General features: G+C 72.1%; 12 protein-coding genes. 2 read left to right on the top strand and 10 right to left on the bottom strand.

Translation table 11 applies throughout. The features are described from left to right. Positions 1-4 precede the first annotated feature (4 nt). From SMA5143A_RS32525 to SMA5143A_RS32480, 10 genes are all read right to left on the bottom strand, one after another. The gene (locus SMA5143A_RS32525; protein WP_107466440.1) at positions 5-943 is read right to left on the bottom strand and encodes a 3-carboxyethylcatechol 2,3-dioxygenase; all 939 of its coding nucleotides are present in this window, start codon (positions 941-943) and stop codon (positions 5-7) included. 13 nt (positions 944-956) lie between these two features. Beyond that, the gene (locus SMA5143A_RS32520) at positions 957-1,940 is read right to left on the bottom strand and encodes a zinc-binding dehydrogenase (protein ID WP_107466439.1); all 984 of its coding nucleotides are present in this window, start codon (positions 1,938-1,940) and stop codon (positions 957-959) included. Positions 1,941-2,134: 194 nt separating this feature from the next. Further along, positions 2,135-2,653 (bottom strand): GNAT family N-acetyltransferase, encoded by a 519-nt coding sequence (locus SMA5143A_RS32515; RefSeq protein WP_107466438.1) that lies wholly within the window; start codon positions 2,651-2,653, stop codon positions 2,135-2,137. An 8-nt stretch (positions 2,654-2,661) separates the two neighbouring features. Then, the gene (locus tag SMA5143A_RS32510; protein ID WP_107466437.1) at positions 2,662-4,239 is read right to left on the bottom strand and encodes an acyl-CoA synthetase; all 1,578 of its coding nucleotides are present in this window, start codon (positions 4,237-4,239) and stop codon (positions 2,662-2,664) included. 45 nt (positions 4,240-4,284) lie between these two features. Then, positions 4,285-5,124 carry an SDR family NAD(P)-dependent oxidoreductase gene (locus SMA5143A_RS32505; RefSeq protein WP_107466436.1) on the bottom strand — a complete coding sequence of 280 codons (840 nt, stop codon included), beginning with the start codon at positions 5,122-5,124 and terminating at the stop codon, positions 4,285-4,287. A gap of 3 nt (positions 5,125-5,127) precedes the next feature. Beyond that, positions 5,128-5,994, bottom strand: a complete 867-nt coding sequence (locus tag SMA5143A_RS32500) for an alpha/beta fold hydrolase (protein WP_107466435.1) — start codon at positions 5,992-5,994, stop codon at positions 5,128-5,130. Between the two features lie 14 nt (positions 5,995-6,008). Next, positions 6,009-6,578, bottom strand: a complete 570-nt coding sequence (locus SMA5143A_RS32495) for a 3-phenylpropionate/cinnamic acid dioxygenase subunit beta (RefSeq protein ID WP_107466434.1) — start codon at positions 6,576-6,578, stop codon at positions 6,009-6,011. Between the two features lie 98 nt (positions 6,579-6,676). Beyond that, a complete protein-coding gene (locus SMA5143A_RS32490) occupies positions 6,677-7,897 on the bottom strand; it encodes an NAD(P)/FAD-dependent oxidoreductase (RefSeq protein ID WP_107466433.1) in 1,221 nt (406 codons plus the stop codon). Then, positions 7,894-8,253: a bifunctional 3-phenylpropionate/cinnamic acid dioxygenase ferredoxin subunit gene (locus SMA5143A_RS32485; RefSeq protein ID WP_055713551.1), complete on the bottom strand. Its 360-nt coding sequence runs from the start codon at positions 8,251-8,253 to the stop codon at positions 7,894-7,896. The genes SMA5143A_RS32490 and SMA5143A_RS32485 overlap by 4 nt, the downstream gene beginning before the upstream one ends. Continuing rightward, the gene (locus SMA5143A_RS32480; RefSeq protein WP_107466432.1) at positions 8,253-9,584 is read right to left on the bottom strand and encodes an aromatic ring-hydroxylating dioxygenase subunit alpha; all 1,332 of its coding nucleotides are present in this window, start codon (positions 9,582-9,584) and stop codon (positions 8,253-8,255) included. Before SMA5143A_RS32480 ends, SMA5143A_RS32485 begins: the two co-directional genes overlap by 1 nt. A gap of 327 nt (positions 9,585-9,911) precedes the next feature. On the opposite strand from SMA5143A_RS32480, the gene SMA5143A_RS32475 reads away from it, so the two are divergent. Further along, positions 9,912-11,249, top strand: coding sequence for an MFS transporter (locus SMA5143A_RS32475; RefSeq protein WP_107466431.1), 1,338 nt, complete (start codon positions 9,912-9,914; stop codon positions 11,247-11,249). Between the two features lie 285 nt (positions 11,250-11,534). After that, on the top strand, positions 11,535-12,326 hold the full coding sequence (locus SMA5143A_RS32470; RefSeq protein ID WP_258193862.1) for an IclR family transcriptional regulator: 792 nt from the start codon (positions 11,535-11,537) through the stop codon (positions 12,324-12,326). Positions 12,327-12,451: the final 125 nt, after the last annotated feature.

Raw genomic sequence — 12,451 nt, 5'->3', positions numbered from 1 at the left:
TGGTTCACCGCCCCTGTGCCGTCGCGACGGCGAACCCGGCGATCCACGCGGGGATCGCCTCGTAGAAACGGGACGTCATGTCGTACGGACCGGTCGCCGCGAGAGAGGCGAAGGCCGCGATCCAGGCGCGGACCTCGTGCGCCGAGCCGCCACCCTCCTTGGCCATCCACTCCACCGTCCACGCGTCGAACTCCGTGAGCTCGCCGCGCTCCAGGTGGTCGAGGAGGCGGTTGTCCCACGCGGGGTTGATCGGGACCATCGCGGTCGACCCGGCGGCGTACTCGCGTCCCGCCTCGACCACGCGCTGTTCGCCCCTGGCGCGCTGCTCGGGCGTCGGCGGACGGCCCTCGATGAGCGCGTCGGCGACCCGCGGCGGTGCGCCCTCCAGGACCGGGACGGGCGGGTCGTGCGAGAGACCGCCCGAGGCGAGGAACAGCACGCGCCGGTCGAGTGCCGCGGCGGCCTCGCCCACCGCCGTCCCCAGGGCCCTGATACGGGTCACGGGACACAGCGGGGTGGCCACCCCGTTGACGAAGACCGGCACCACGGGCACCCGGTCGATGCCGCCGAAAAGCACCTCCAGAGGCTGCGCGAACCCGTGGTCGACGGTCATCCGGGCGGACACGGTGAGGTCGACGCCCCGGTCGAGGACACCCTGCGCCAGGGCCTTGGCCGCGCCCGTGTCGACCGACAACGGGCCCGCCTGAGAACCGAAGTCGCCCACCGCGTGGGCCTCGGTCGCCAGGCAGAACGGCGGCATCTCCTTGTAGAAGAACCCGTTGTAGTGGTCGGGCGCGTACAGCACCACGAGGTCCGGGTCGAAGGCGCGGACGAACTCCCGCGCGCCCGCGACGGCCCGGTCGACACGGGCCAGGACATCGGCATCCGGGTCGTTCCTGCCGATGAGGGGTGAGTGGGACAGCCCCACGGCTGCTGCGGTCATGGTCGGTCGTTCCTTACTGGCGGAGAGCCGGCGGGTGGATGACGAGCTTTCCGGTCAGCCCGCCGTCGATCATGAGCTGGAAGCCCTTGTGGATGTCGGACAGCGGCAGAGCCCGGTCGATCACCGGACGGGCGCCGGTGGCGTCGAGCATCCGCAGCATCGAGACCAACTCGGCGCGGGTGCAGCCGGTGGAGCCGATCACGCGCTGCTGGAGGTAGAAGATCCGGCCCAGGTCCGCGGGCGGGTTGGTGCCGCTCGTCGCACCGGCGATGACGACCGTGCCGCCCGGCCGCAGCGACTTCAGGGAGTGCGACCAGGTCGCCTCCCCGACGGTCTCGATGACGACGTCGACGCGCTCAGGCAGTCGCTCACCGCTGGGCACGACCGCACGGGCGCCCCACGACAGGGCCTCGGCGCGCTTGGTCTCGCTGCGGCTGGTGGCGTAGACGACGGCCCCGGCGGCCACCGCCAGCTTGATCGCGGCGGAGGCCACGCCGCCGCCCGCGCCCTGCACGAGCACCCGGTCGCCCGCGGTGATGCGCGCCTGGGTGAACAGCATGCGGTAGGCCGTGGTCCAGGCGACGGGCAGGCAGGCGGCCTCGTCGAAGGACAGCCAGGCCGGCTTCGGCACCAGATTGCGGGTCGGGACGACGAGATACTCCGCGAAGGCGCCGTTGTGCCGTTCGGACAGCAGAGCACGGTTCGGGTCGAGGGTCTCGTCGCCGCGTCCGGCGTCCGGGTCGCCGATCACCGGGTGGACGATGACCTCGTTGCCGTCCTCGTCGTAGCCGGCGGCGTCGCAGCCGAGGACGATCGGGAGGCGGTCGGGGGGATGGCCCACGCCTCGCAGCGTCCACAGGTCGTGCATGTTCAGTGACGAGGCCACGACGCGGACGCGGGACCAGCCGGGCTCGGGCTCGGGCTTCGGTACGTCGCGCAGGCACAGCCCCGACAGCGGGTCGGTGGCACTCTGGGAGATGGCGGTTGCAGCTAGCACGCATTCACGTTCGCCCCGACCGGGTACGGATCCATAGCTGGTGTGCCGCTGTGCAGCACACGCCGTGGGCGGACGCGCACGGTGCCCGCGCCTTCGATCGAGATCCGCACGGTCCCGGCGGTCCCGGAGGTGCGGACAGCCCGCTGACCCGGCCTGCCGGAAGGCGGGTCGGGTCAGCGGGCGGCGAGGGGCGGTCAGTGGGGCATGTCGTCCAGAGCCGTGGACAGCCCGGCGACAGCGGGTGGCTCCACGGCGAACAGCACCACGGTGTCACCGGGCAGATCGGCCTCCCCGATCCGCCGGAACCCGCCCGCCTCCAGGGCGAGTTGCGTGGCTGTGTCGTCCTCGTCCGGCGCGGCGACCACCCGGCGGCACCGCGGGGACAGGGCGAACAGGACGGGGACGAGGTCGCGCAGCAGACGGGCGGCCAGAGCGGGGCCGTTCTCGGCCGGATCCGGTCCCGGCAGCACCAGGCCGACCACGAGATCCCGCGCGCCGAACGGGTAGCAGGCGCGCACCGGATGGTCCGCCACGGGATGCAGGTCCACGAGCAGCTCCGGGCCGCCCTCGGCGGAGCGCACGACGTACGTACGACGGGGACGCCGGGGGCGCCGGGGGCGCTCGGACGGGGGATCGGCGACGGAGCGAACGGCCCACCGCGCCCCGAGTCGAAGGCCGTCCGGCGTCGCCACGGCGTCGAGAGCGGAAGCCATGCGGGGGCTCACACGGTCTCGGCGGGCTGATGTTCCTCGACCCAGCGCCGCAGCTCGCCCTTGACCAGCTTGCCGCTGGCGTTGCGGGGCAGCTGCTCGGCCACCACGACCCGCGTGGGCAGCTTGTAGCGGGCCAGGTGGTCGCCGGCGAACGCGCGGACCTCTTCCACGGTGGGCACCGTGCCGGCGTCACAGGTGAGAACCGCGAGCACGGTCTCGCCCCACTTCGCGTCCGACACCCCTATGACGGCGGCCTCGCGGACACCGGGGTAGGCGGCGAGGACGCGCTCCACCTCGGCGGGGTACACGTTCTCCCCACCACTGATGATCATGTCCTGGAGGCGGTCGACGATGTAGTAGAAGCCGTCCTCGTCCCGGTGCGCTATGTCGCCGCTGTGGAACCAGCCGGCGTCGTCGATGGCCGCGCGGGTGGCGTCCGGGTTGTTCCAGTAGCCGACGGTGACGTTCGGGCCGCGTACGCAGATCTCGCCGCTCGTGTCCGCCTCATGGATGCGCATCCCGGTGACGGGGTCGACGAGGCAGATCTCGGTGTACGGCATGGGTGCGCCCGCCGACCCCGTCTTCCGCAGTGTCAGCTCGGCGGGCAGATAGGTCGCGAACGGTGCCGTCTCGGTCAGCCCCCAGGCCTGCTGGAGCAGCACGTCCCGCTCGGCGTAGTCCCTGATGAGCTGAGGCGGTACGGGAGCTCCGGCGACGATCGCGGAGCGCAGGGCGCTCAGGTCGGCCTCGGCGAAGCCGGGAACACGGGCGAGCGCCGCGAACATGGCGGGCACCGCGAAGAAGGTGGAGACCCCGTGCCGCACCAGATCGTCGAGGCACTGCGCAGGGTCGAAGCCGCGGCGCAGGACCACGGTGCCGCCCCGCAGGAGGGTGCGCAGGGTGAGGGCGTTGAGCCCGCCGATGTGGAACAGCGGGGCCATCGCCAGATTGACGTCGTCGGCGCGGGTGTCGACGACGCTGTCGACGTTGACCGCGTTCCACCAGATGTTGCCGTGGGTGAGCATGACGCCCTTGGGCCGCCCCGTGGTGCCGGAGGTGTACATGAGCATGGCGAGGTCGTCGTCGTGCAGTGCCACGGGTTCCCGTGCTGCCAGGCCGGGGGCCAGCAAGGACGACAGAGGGTCCCAGAGCGCGGCGGGGGAGGCGGTCGCCGGGCAGGCGGGGTCGGTGTCGACCAGGAGGTGCCGGCGTGCCGGCACCTCCTGCGCGATCGACTCGACGAGTTCGCGGTGGCCTTCCTCGACGACGAGGGTGTGGGCACCGCAGTCGTTGAGGATGTGGCGCACCTCGTCGGCGGCGAGCCGGAAGTTGACCGGGACGAAGACCGCCCCGAGGTGCGCTGCCGCGATCATCGTCTCGAAGAACGTCACGCTGTTGAAGCCGAGGTAGGCGATCCGGTCGCCCCGGCGCAGACCGGCCTCGGCCAGACCGGCGGCGAACGCGTCCACCGTCGCGGTGAGTCGGCCGGCGGAGATCTCACGGCCCTCGTACAGGACGGCGGTACGGGCGGGGGACTGGGCTCTGCGGCGCAGTGCGGCGGCGGGGCTGATGTCGACGGCGGCCATGGCGTCGGCTCCTTCGATGGCTCTCGGACGGGAAGCGGGCGGATTTCAGAGGCCGGCGCCGCCGGCGGGGGAGCGGAAGCCGCGGACGGCGATTCCGCCGTCCGCGGGGATGACCGCACCGGTGACGGTGCCGCTGTCGGTGCGGGAGGCGAGCAGGACGTAGGGGCCGGTGAAGTCCGCCGGCTCGACGCTGGAGTCGTACAGCGGGATCAGCGGGGGCTGTTCGACACCGGAGGCCTCGTTCCTGGCGAAGGACGCGGCCAGGGTACGGTCCTGAAGGCCCAGGCTCCGCGGGCCGCGCAGCTGGGTGCGCATGCCGCCGACGGCGACGCCGTTGACCCGGACGCTGGGGGCCAGTTCGTAGGCGAACTGGCGGAGCAGGCCGAGGCAGGCGTGCTTGCTGGCGGTGTAGAGGACACCGCCGCCGTCGGTGTGGAAGGAGGCGTTGGACAGGGTCATCACGATGCTGCCGCGGGTGGCGACCAGCTCGCGCCAGGCGGCCTCCACCGCCAGGAGGTAGCCCTTGACGTTGATGGCGAATATCTCGTCGAAGGCCTCGGAGAACTCCTTGCCGGTCAGCCGGGTGAGGCTGCGGTGGTAGTCCCAGATGCCGGCGTTGGGGACGAGGATGTCCAGCTTGCCGAACCGTCCGACGGTGGCTTCGACCGCGCGGTGCAGGTCGTCCGGGGAGCGCACGTCTCCCGGCACGGTCAGCACGCGGCCCCCGAGTTCGCCCGCGGCACGCACCACGTCCTGAAGCTGCTCGGCGCTGCGGCCGACGATGGCGACGTCGGCGCCCTCGGCGAGGTAGCGGAGCGCGACGGCGCGGCCGATGCCGGAGCCGCCGCCGGTGATGAGGGCGACCTCGCCCTTCAGCCAGCCCATGGGTCAGTGCTCCCTGAGGAAGTCGGTGACCAGACGCTCGAACTCGGCCTGGCGCTCAAGCTGCACCCAGTGGCCGCAGCCGCCGAAGACGTGCAGCTGGACATCGCGGATCTGCTTGAGCATGAGCTGCGCGCCGTCCAGGGTGATCGTGCGGTCGTCACGGCCCCAGAGCAGGAGGGTGGGCGCCTTGACCTTGTGGACGCGCTGCCAGAGCGGGTCCATGCCGTGCCGCTTGGCGAAGGCGGCGTTGTAGCGGTGGTAGAAGGCGATGTGGGACTCGTCGAGGGACGCCTCGTAGCGGGCCTGCGCGGTGTCCGTCCAGCGCTTGGGCTCGGCGGTCATCACGCCGATGAAGTCCCGCATCTTCTTCAGGGTCGGGCCCTCGCCGTTGTAGTAGCGGAACATCGCCTTCTGGCCCTCGGTCGGGGTGGGCCCGAACGGCAGCCAGCCGCCGCCCGGCGCCATCAGCACCAGCTTCTCCACCCGCTCGGGGACGGCGAGCGCGGTGGCGATGGCGGCCGCTCCGCCGAGGCTGTTGCCGAGCAGATGGAAGCGCTCGACACCGAGCGCGTCGAGGGTCTGCACCAGCGCGTCGACGGTGATCTCGGTGATGCTGCGGGCGTCGAGGTCGTCCTCGGTGGGGCGGTAACTGCCGCCGAAACCGGGCTGGTCGGGCAGCACCACCCTGAAGTACCGGGTGAGGGCGGGCAGGTTCTGGTGGTAGTTGGCGACCGCGCCGGCGCCGGGCCCGCCGCCGTGCAGCATCACCAGCACCGGCCCCTCACCGGCTTCGCTGACGGCGATGGGACCGAGCGTGGTCTCCACCGTGTGCTCGACGAGCTTCACGTCGGTCGTCTCTTCAGTGGTCACGAGCGGACTCCGGTTCACAGGAAGGTGCTGATGTTCTTGGCGAGCAGGACGTTCTGGTCGAGCAGGATCGTGCGGCGGGCGATCAGCAGCCGCCCGTCGTCCGGATCGCGGCGCAGGACGTCGGTGCGCCCGCCGGCGTAGAGGTCGACCTCGCGTTCCAGGCGGTTGCGGTAGCAGAGGAAGGACGACTCGGCGACGTACTCACCCGGCTCGTCGGCCGTCCGGACCAGGACGTTGGTGATCAGGTGCCGAGTGCGGGAGGGCGGGTCCTCGGCCCAGGCCATACCGGAGTCGAAGCGGCGGATCCGCCAGGCCAGGCTCGCCTTCGTCTCGTCGAAGATCGCCACCTCGCCGGGTGCCCCGTCGGCCAGCGCCTGCTGCCGGCGCAGCCGGTTGGTGCGCACCGGCGCCCAGTAGTGCAGGTCGTCGGCGAGCAGCTCCAGCCAGTCCGCGTAGCGGTGCTGGTCGAGGAGCCGCGCCTCGGTGGCGTACAGCCGCTGCACCTCGAAGTGGAGCCGGATGTCCTCGTCGAAGGACAGGGACGAGGTGTCCCTGACCGTCGGCTCCGGGGGGTGAATGCTCATCGGTTGAGTCCTCCTGCGGGCCGCGCCCCATGCTGTGATGCCGGCGCGGAGAGGGTGGTTCGGGAGGGAGCCGTGCCGGTGGGGGGCACGGCGGCGCGTCACCGCTTCAGCAGCGCGCGCAGGTCGACGCCCTCGTCGGCGAGGCGGGCGGGGTCGACCGTCACACCCCGGTCGACGAGCCGCCGGGCGGCCTTGATGTCGCGTGCGCGGTCGATGGCCGCCGCCGCGACCAGCCGGTCGCCGCGCAGGCCGAAGACGGTGAAGGCGCCGCTGTCCGGGGCACCGCGCACCACGGTCCGCCCGGCGTCCGCCATGGTGCCGACCGCCTCCAGACGTGAGCCGTGGCGGTCCGACCAGAACCACGGGGCGCCGGCCTGCCGAAGCGGCCGGCCCAGGATGCCGCTCGCGGCGGCCTCGCCGCCCTGCTGGGCGGCCTCCCAGTGCTCGTGCCGGACGCGGTGGCCGTCGAGGCGGGCCACGTCTCCGACAGCGAAGACGTTCGGGTGCGAGGTGCGCTGCCCGGCGTGGACGACGACGCCGTTGTCCACGCGCAGTCCGGCGGCCTCGGCCAGCCCCGTGGCGGGGCGGATGCCGATGCCCACCACCACGGTGTCGGCGACGACGACCCGGCTGCCGCCCGTGAGGCGGACGAGGACCTCGCCGGCGGCGGGGCGGCGTTCGACGCGCTCGACACCCGAGGTGATCACCTCGATGCCCTCGGCGGTGTGCCTGCCGTGCAGGGCCCGGGCGACGTCCTCGCCGACCACCGCGGCCAGCGGCACCGGCACCGGGTCGACCAGGGTGACGCGGCAGCCGAGGGCCACCGCGACCGCGGCCGTCTCGGCGCCGATCAGCCCGCCGCCGACGACCGTCACCCGCGCGTCGGGCAGCAGCCGTTCCCGCAGCCGCTCGGCGTCCTCCCAGGTGCGCAGCACCCGCACGGCCGGGTCGTCGCCCCCGGGCACGGGCAGCGCCCGCGGGGTGCCGCCGGTGGCCAGCACGACGCGGTCGGCGCCCACCACCGAGCCGTCGGCCAGTTCGATGCCGCTCTCCCCGGGGCGGATCGCCCGGACTGGGGTGCCGTCCCGCAGGTCGACGCGCTGTCCCTCGTACCACTGCTCGGGGCGCAGCAGGATGTCGTCGCGCCCGGACTTGCCCAGCAGCACGTCCTTGCTGAGCGGTGGCCGGTCGTACGGTAGTCCCCGCTCGTCGCAGTACAGCACCAGTTCACCGTCGTACCCCTGGGCACGCAGCGCGTCGCAGGTGGAGACGGCGGCCAGGCCGGCGCCGACGACGGCGACGCGGCGCGGCGAGCTCATCCGCCGGCCTCCTCGGCGGAGTCGAGCGCCGGGTGCACCCAGATCCAGCCGTCCCGCACCTCGACGCGATGGGCACGGACGGTGACGGTGGCGGGCATGCACAACGGTCGACCCGAGCTGAGACAGAAGCGGGCGCTGTGGAGCGGGCACTCGACCTCGCCGTCCTCGATCCAGCCGTCGGCGAGGGACGCCTGACCGTGGGAGCAGGTGTCGTCGAGGGCGTAGTAGACGCCGCCGTCGTGGAAGACGGCGATGGCGTCGCCGTGGCCGGTGATCTCGGCGGGCACCTTCAGGGCCTCGCCGTCCTCGATGTCGCCGACGGCGGCCACGCGGATACCGGTGTGGGTGATGCTCATCAGGTGTCCTTCTGGTGCTCGTGCCAGGCGGGCGTGTTCATCAGATCGCGCCAGCGGGCGTAGAAGCCGCGGGCGGCGCCGTCGCTGTAGAGACGGCCGGTGGTGCCGGGATGGACACCGTCCTCGGTCTGGAGCCCGATCCCCATCTGGTAGTTGAGGGTCATGGACCCGGCCATGAAGCCGTGGGCGGTGGCCTGGCACTCGCTCCAGTTCTCGCCGTCGTCCTGCTCGAAGATGCCGGTCGGCCCGAACGTCCGCAGGTTGTACAGCCGTTGGGCCTCCTTCACCTCGGCCGGCATGGACCGGTCGACGATCGTCCAGGCCCACACCTCCATCCGGTCCGGTCCCTTGGGGTGCCAGACCCGGATGGAGCCGTTGACGGGCAGGTAGGAGAAGTTGGGGAAGACGGTGGCGTGACCGGTGGTCATCGGCCCTTCCACCCGTGCGTCGCCGAGCCGTTCGCGCAGCGCCTCGTAGTCGTAGTAGCCGTGCACGACCCGGTCGTCGAAGCGGCTCTTGGCGTGGGTGGGGAAACCGGCGCCGTGACCGAGCGGATCGGTGTACTGCCGTCCCGGGGTCTGCACGATCTCCGTCTTCGGCCCCTTGCCGGACGGCGACATGACCATCAGCGCCGACGCGTGCGAGATGTTGACGTGGTACCAGTCGGAGGCGAACTGCTCCGCCGCCAGCTTCCAGTTGCCCTCCAGGACCCACTTGTGGACGCCGCCGACGACCTCGGTGCCCTCGGGATCGCGGTCGAGCATCGCGTCCATGTACCAGGTCATGCCGCCGAGCGCCTCGGCCAGCGGCGGCGCCTCGGGGTTCCAGGTCCCGAAGACGAGCCCCTTGTACGTGTCGAGCTGCGCGACCTCGGTGAGTCCCCACTGCTCGCGGTCGAACTCCGTCGGGTAGTCCTCGGCGTTGGGGACGTTGACCAGCTTGCCCGCCATGTCGTACGACCAGCCGTGGTAGCTGCAGGTGAACGCCTTCGTCGCGCCCGCGTCGGCCCGGCAGATCCGCATCCCCCGGTGCCGGCAGGCGTTGAGGAACGCCCGGATCCTGCGGTCCCGGCCCATGGCGACGATGACCGGGTCCTCCCCCATGTACGTGGTGAAGAAGTCGCCCGGCTTGGTGAACTGGCTCTCGTGCGCGAGGAACAGCCAGCTCGGCGCGAACACACGGCGCAACTCCTGCCGGTAGAGCGCCTGGTCACCGAAGATCGTGCGGTCGATCAGACCGCGGTCGAGGGCGAAGTACCCGCTCACGTCGACGGCCGGCTCGGCAACCCGGGCCAGGGGGCGCGCCGCGGGGCGGGCGGGGGTGGACGTCATCGCTGGGCCTCCTCGGACGGGGCCGGGCCCGCCGGGCGCCGCCGGTCCGAGCGGGCGCCGGCGCCGTCGGTGTGGTGTCGCTGCATGGGCCCAGCACACGTCACCACCCGGAGACCGGTACAGCCGCTGTTCCGTGTCGTGGCACGCCGCCGCGGTGGCCTCGTCACGCCGGCGGGACATGAGTGTCGGATGCGCCCCAAGTGTCGTGCCGCAGTGCGGGACACGGACCTTTTCAGCGACCGCCGCGCCTCTACAGTCCCCGCTCAGGTCCCCACCGTGTGTCCTGGATCACTGCGCATCCGGGCCTGACCGGAATCGAGCCGCCTCATGTCCTCAGAGACCACCCGCGACGCCGCACCGGCCGGCGTCACCACCACCGCGGCATCCACCGCACAGAAAACCAACGTGTCGCGCGTCGCCGTCGCGAGCCTCATCGGCACGACCATCGAGTACTACGACTTCGCCGTGTACGGTACGGCCGCGGCCCTCGTCCTGGGCCCGGCCTTCTTCCCCGCCGGAAACGCCACGGTCTCCACACTCGCCGCGTTCCTCACCTTCGCCGCCGCCTTCCTCGCCCGCCCCGTCGGCGTGGTGCTGTTCGGAGGCATCGGCGACCGGGTCGGCCGTAAGCGGGCCCTCTTCCTCTCGCTGGTGCTGATGGGCCTGTCCACGGTCGGCGTCGGACTGCTGCCGACCTACGAGACCGCCGGCCTCGTCGCCCCCGTCCTCCTGGTCGTGCTCCGCCTGTTGCAGGGCGTGAGCCTGGGCGGCGAGTGGGGCGGGGCCGTGCTGCTGGCGGCGGAGCACGCGCCTCCCGGACGCCGCGCCCTGTTCGCGTCGATCCCGCAGGCCGGCCCGCCGCTCGGTTTCCTGCTGTCCAGCGCCGTGATCCTTCCGACGCTGTCGATCGCGGGCAAGGACGGTTTCGCCGAGTGGGCCTGGCGCATACCGTTCCTGCTGAGCACCGTCCTCATCGTCGTCGGCCTCTGGGTGCGCTCCCGGGTCACCGAGTCCCCGGTCTTCGAACAGCGCCCCGCCGGCGCCGCCGCGCCGCGTTTCCCCCTCGGTGTCCTGGTCAAGGAGTACCCGGGAAGACTGCTCCTCGGCATCGGCGCGGCGATCGGCGGCTCCGCGGTGTACTACCTGACGATCGTGTACAGCATCTCCTACGGGCCGGCCGCCCTCGGCATCCCCCAGCCCACGATGCTGACCGCCACGAGCATCGCCGCCGCGGCCGTCGTGGCCGCCACGGTGCCGGTGGCGAAGCTCGCCGACCGGGTGGGCAGACGCCCGGTGATGCTGACGGGCGCGGCCGGTTGCGCCCTGTGGGCGCTGCCCATGTTCGGCTCCCTGAACACCGGCGACGGTGTACTGATCACCGGGGCCTTCAGCCTCGGGCTCGTGCTGTTCATCATGATGTTCTCCCCGATGGCCGCGTTCCTCCCGGAGCTGTTCCCGGCCCGGCTGCGCTACACCGGGGCGTCGGCGACGTTCATCCTCGCCGCCACTCTCGGCGGCGGCTTCGCCCCGCTGGTCGCCACCTGGCTGAACACCCACTGGAAGTCGCCCCTGATCCTGGGCCTGTACGCGGGCGCTCTCTGCCTGGTCAGCCTGGTCTGTGTGCTGGCCCTGCCCGAGACCCGCGACGAGGACTTCAGCGCCTGACGTCCCTCGTCCGAAGACCCTCGAACCGCCCGTCGTGCCGCCGACGCACGACGGGCGGTTCCGGCTTTTCCGGCCTTGGCGGGCGGCGGGACCGCCCAGGCCGTAACCGCTGTGGCACGCGCCGTTTACAAGCCCGACCCGGTCTCCTACATTGGACATGCGTCCATTTCAGTGGTCGCTCAGACCTTCCCGGTGCCCTCGGTCCTTCCTCGGAGTCTGCCCATGCGCGTCACCGCCCTTCGTCCCGAGCATGCTGACCCCCCGCACCCCGGTGCGCCGAGCCCCGTGCCCGAGCAACAGACAGCGGTCGACAAGGCGCTGGTCCTCCTGAAGTCGCTCGCCGAACAGGACAGGGAGGTCGGCGTCAGCGAGCTGGCCCGCTGCGCCCGTCTCAGCAAGTCGACGGCGTTCCGCCTGCTGGGCATCCTTCAGCGCAACGATCTCGTCGAGCGGGTCGGCAGCAACTACCGGCTCGGCATCCAGCTCTTCGACATGGGCAACCGCGTCCATGGGCCGACACCGTTACTGCTCCAGGAACGGTTGCTGCCCCATCTCGCCGATCTGTACGAGCTGACGCACGAGACGGTGCATCTGGCCGTGCTGCACGGCACCGAGATCGTGTACGTCAACAAGATCCACGGTCACCGCGCGGCCCGCACGCCCTCACGGATCGGCGCGCGGCTGCCCGCGTACTGCACCGCCGTCGGCAAGGCGCTGCTGGCCTTCGACCACGACGCCGCGGAGGCGGCCATCGAGGCGGGGCTGTCCGCTCTCACCGAGTACACCCTCACCGACGCCGACAGCTTCCGGGCCGAGCTGCGACGTATCCGCCGGGACGGCATCGCCTACGACCGCCAGGAGGCCACCCTCGGACTGACCTGCGTGGCCGTACCGATCATGGGTCCCGTCGGCCGCCCCCTGGCCGCGGTCTCCGTCGCCGGCGCCGACCACCGCTTCGACCCCTCGCGCTACGCCGGGGCACTGCGCCGCGTGGCCCACGAAGCGGCGCGCACGGTGACCGCGGCCAAGGCGCGCGGATCGATCCCGACCGGACGCGGCGGCCTGCCGATGGCCTGACCTCCTGGGCCAGCCGCCTCGATCCCCGGCCCCGTGCGCCTGACGGCGCGCGGGGCCGCATCGACATACCGCTCCGGGCGAACTTCGCCTGTCGCAACACGACCTAGAAGGCTGATGAAGATCTT

The organism is Streptomyces sp. MA5143a, from assembly GCF_900290235.1.
Classification (GTDB): domain Bacteria; phylum Actinomycetota; class Actinomycetes; order Streptomycetales; family Streptomycetaceae; genus Streptomyces.
This window is presented reverse-complemented; position numbering and strand designations above follow the sequence as displayed.

What these genes read in the sequence shown, in the direction of transcription:
- SMA5143A_RS32510 (WP_107466437.1), bottom strand. Translation starts at nt 4,239, where the DNA reads ATGGCCGCCGTCGACATCAGCCCCGCCGCCGCACTGCGCCGCAGAGCC.
- SMA5143A_RS32475 (WP_107466431.1), top strand. Translation starts at nt 9,912, where the DNA reads ATGTCCTCAGAGACCACCCGCGACGCCGCACCGGCCGGCGTCACCACC.
- SMA5143A_RS32525 (WP_107466440.1), bottom strand. Translation starts at nt 943, where the DNA reads ATGACCGCAGCAGCCGTGGGGCTGTCCCACTCACCCCTCATCGGCAGG.
- SMA5143A_RS32485 (WP_055713551.1), bottom strand. Translation starts at nt 8,253, where the DNA reads ATGAGCATCACCCACACCGGTATCCGCGTGGCCGCCGTCGGCGACATC.
- SMA5143A_RS32480 (WP_107466432.1), bottom strand. Translation starts at nt 9,584, where the DNA reads ATGACGTCCACCCCCGCCCGCCCCGCGGCGCGCCCCCTGGCCCGGGTT.
- SMA5143A_RS32495 (WP_107466434.1), bottom strand. Translation starts at nt 6,578, where the DNA reads ATGAGCATTCACCCCCCGGAGCCGACGGTCAGGGACACCTCGTCCCTG.
- SMA5143A_RS32505 (WP_107466436.1), bottom strand. Translation starts at nt 5,124, where the DNA reads ATGGGCTGGCTGAAGGGCGAGGTCGCCCTCATCACCGGCGGCGGCTCC.
- SMA5143A_RS32515 (WP_107466438.1), bottom strand. Translation starts at nt 2,653, where the DNA reads ATGGCTTCCGCTCTCGACGCCGTGGCGACGCCGGACGGCCTTCGACTC.
- SMA5143A_RS32490 (WP_107466433.1), bottom strand. Translation starts at nt 7,897, where the DNA reads ATGAGCTCGCCGCGCCGCGTCGCCGTCGTCGGCGCCGGCCTGGCCGCC.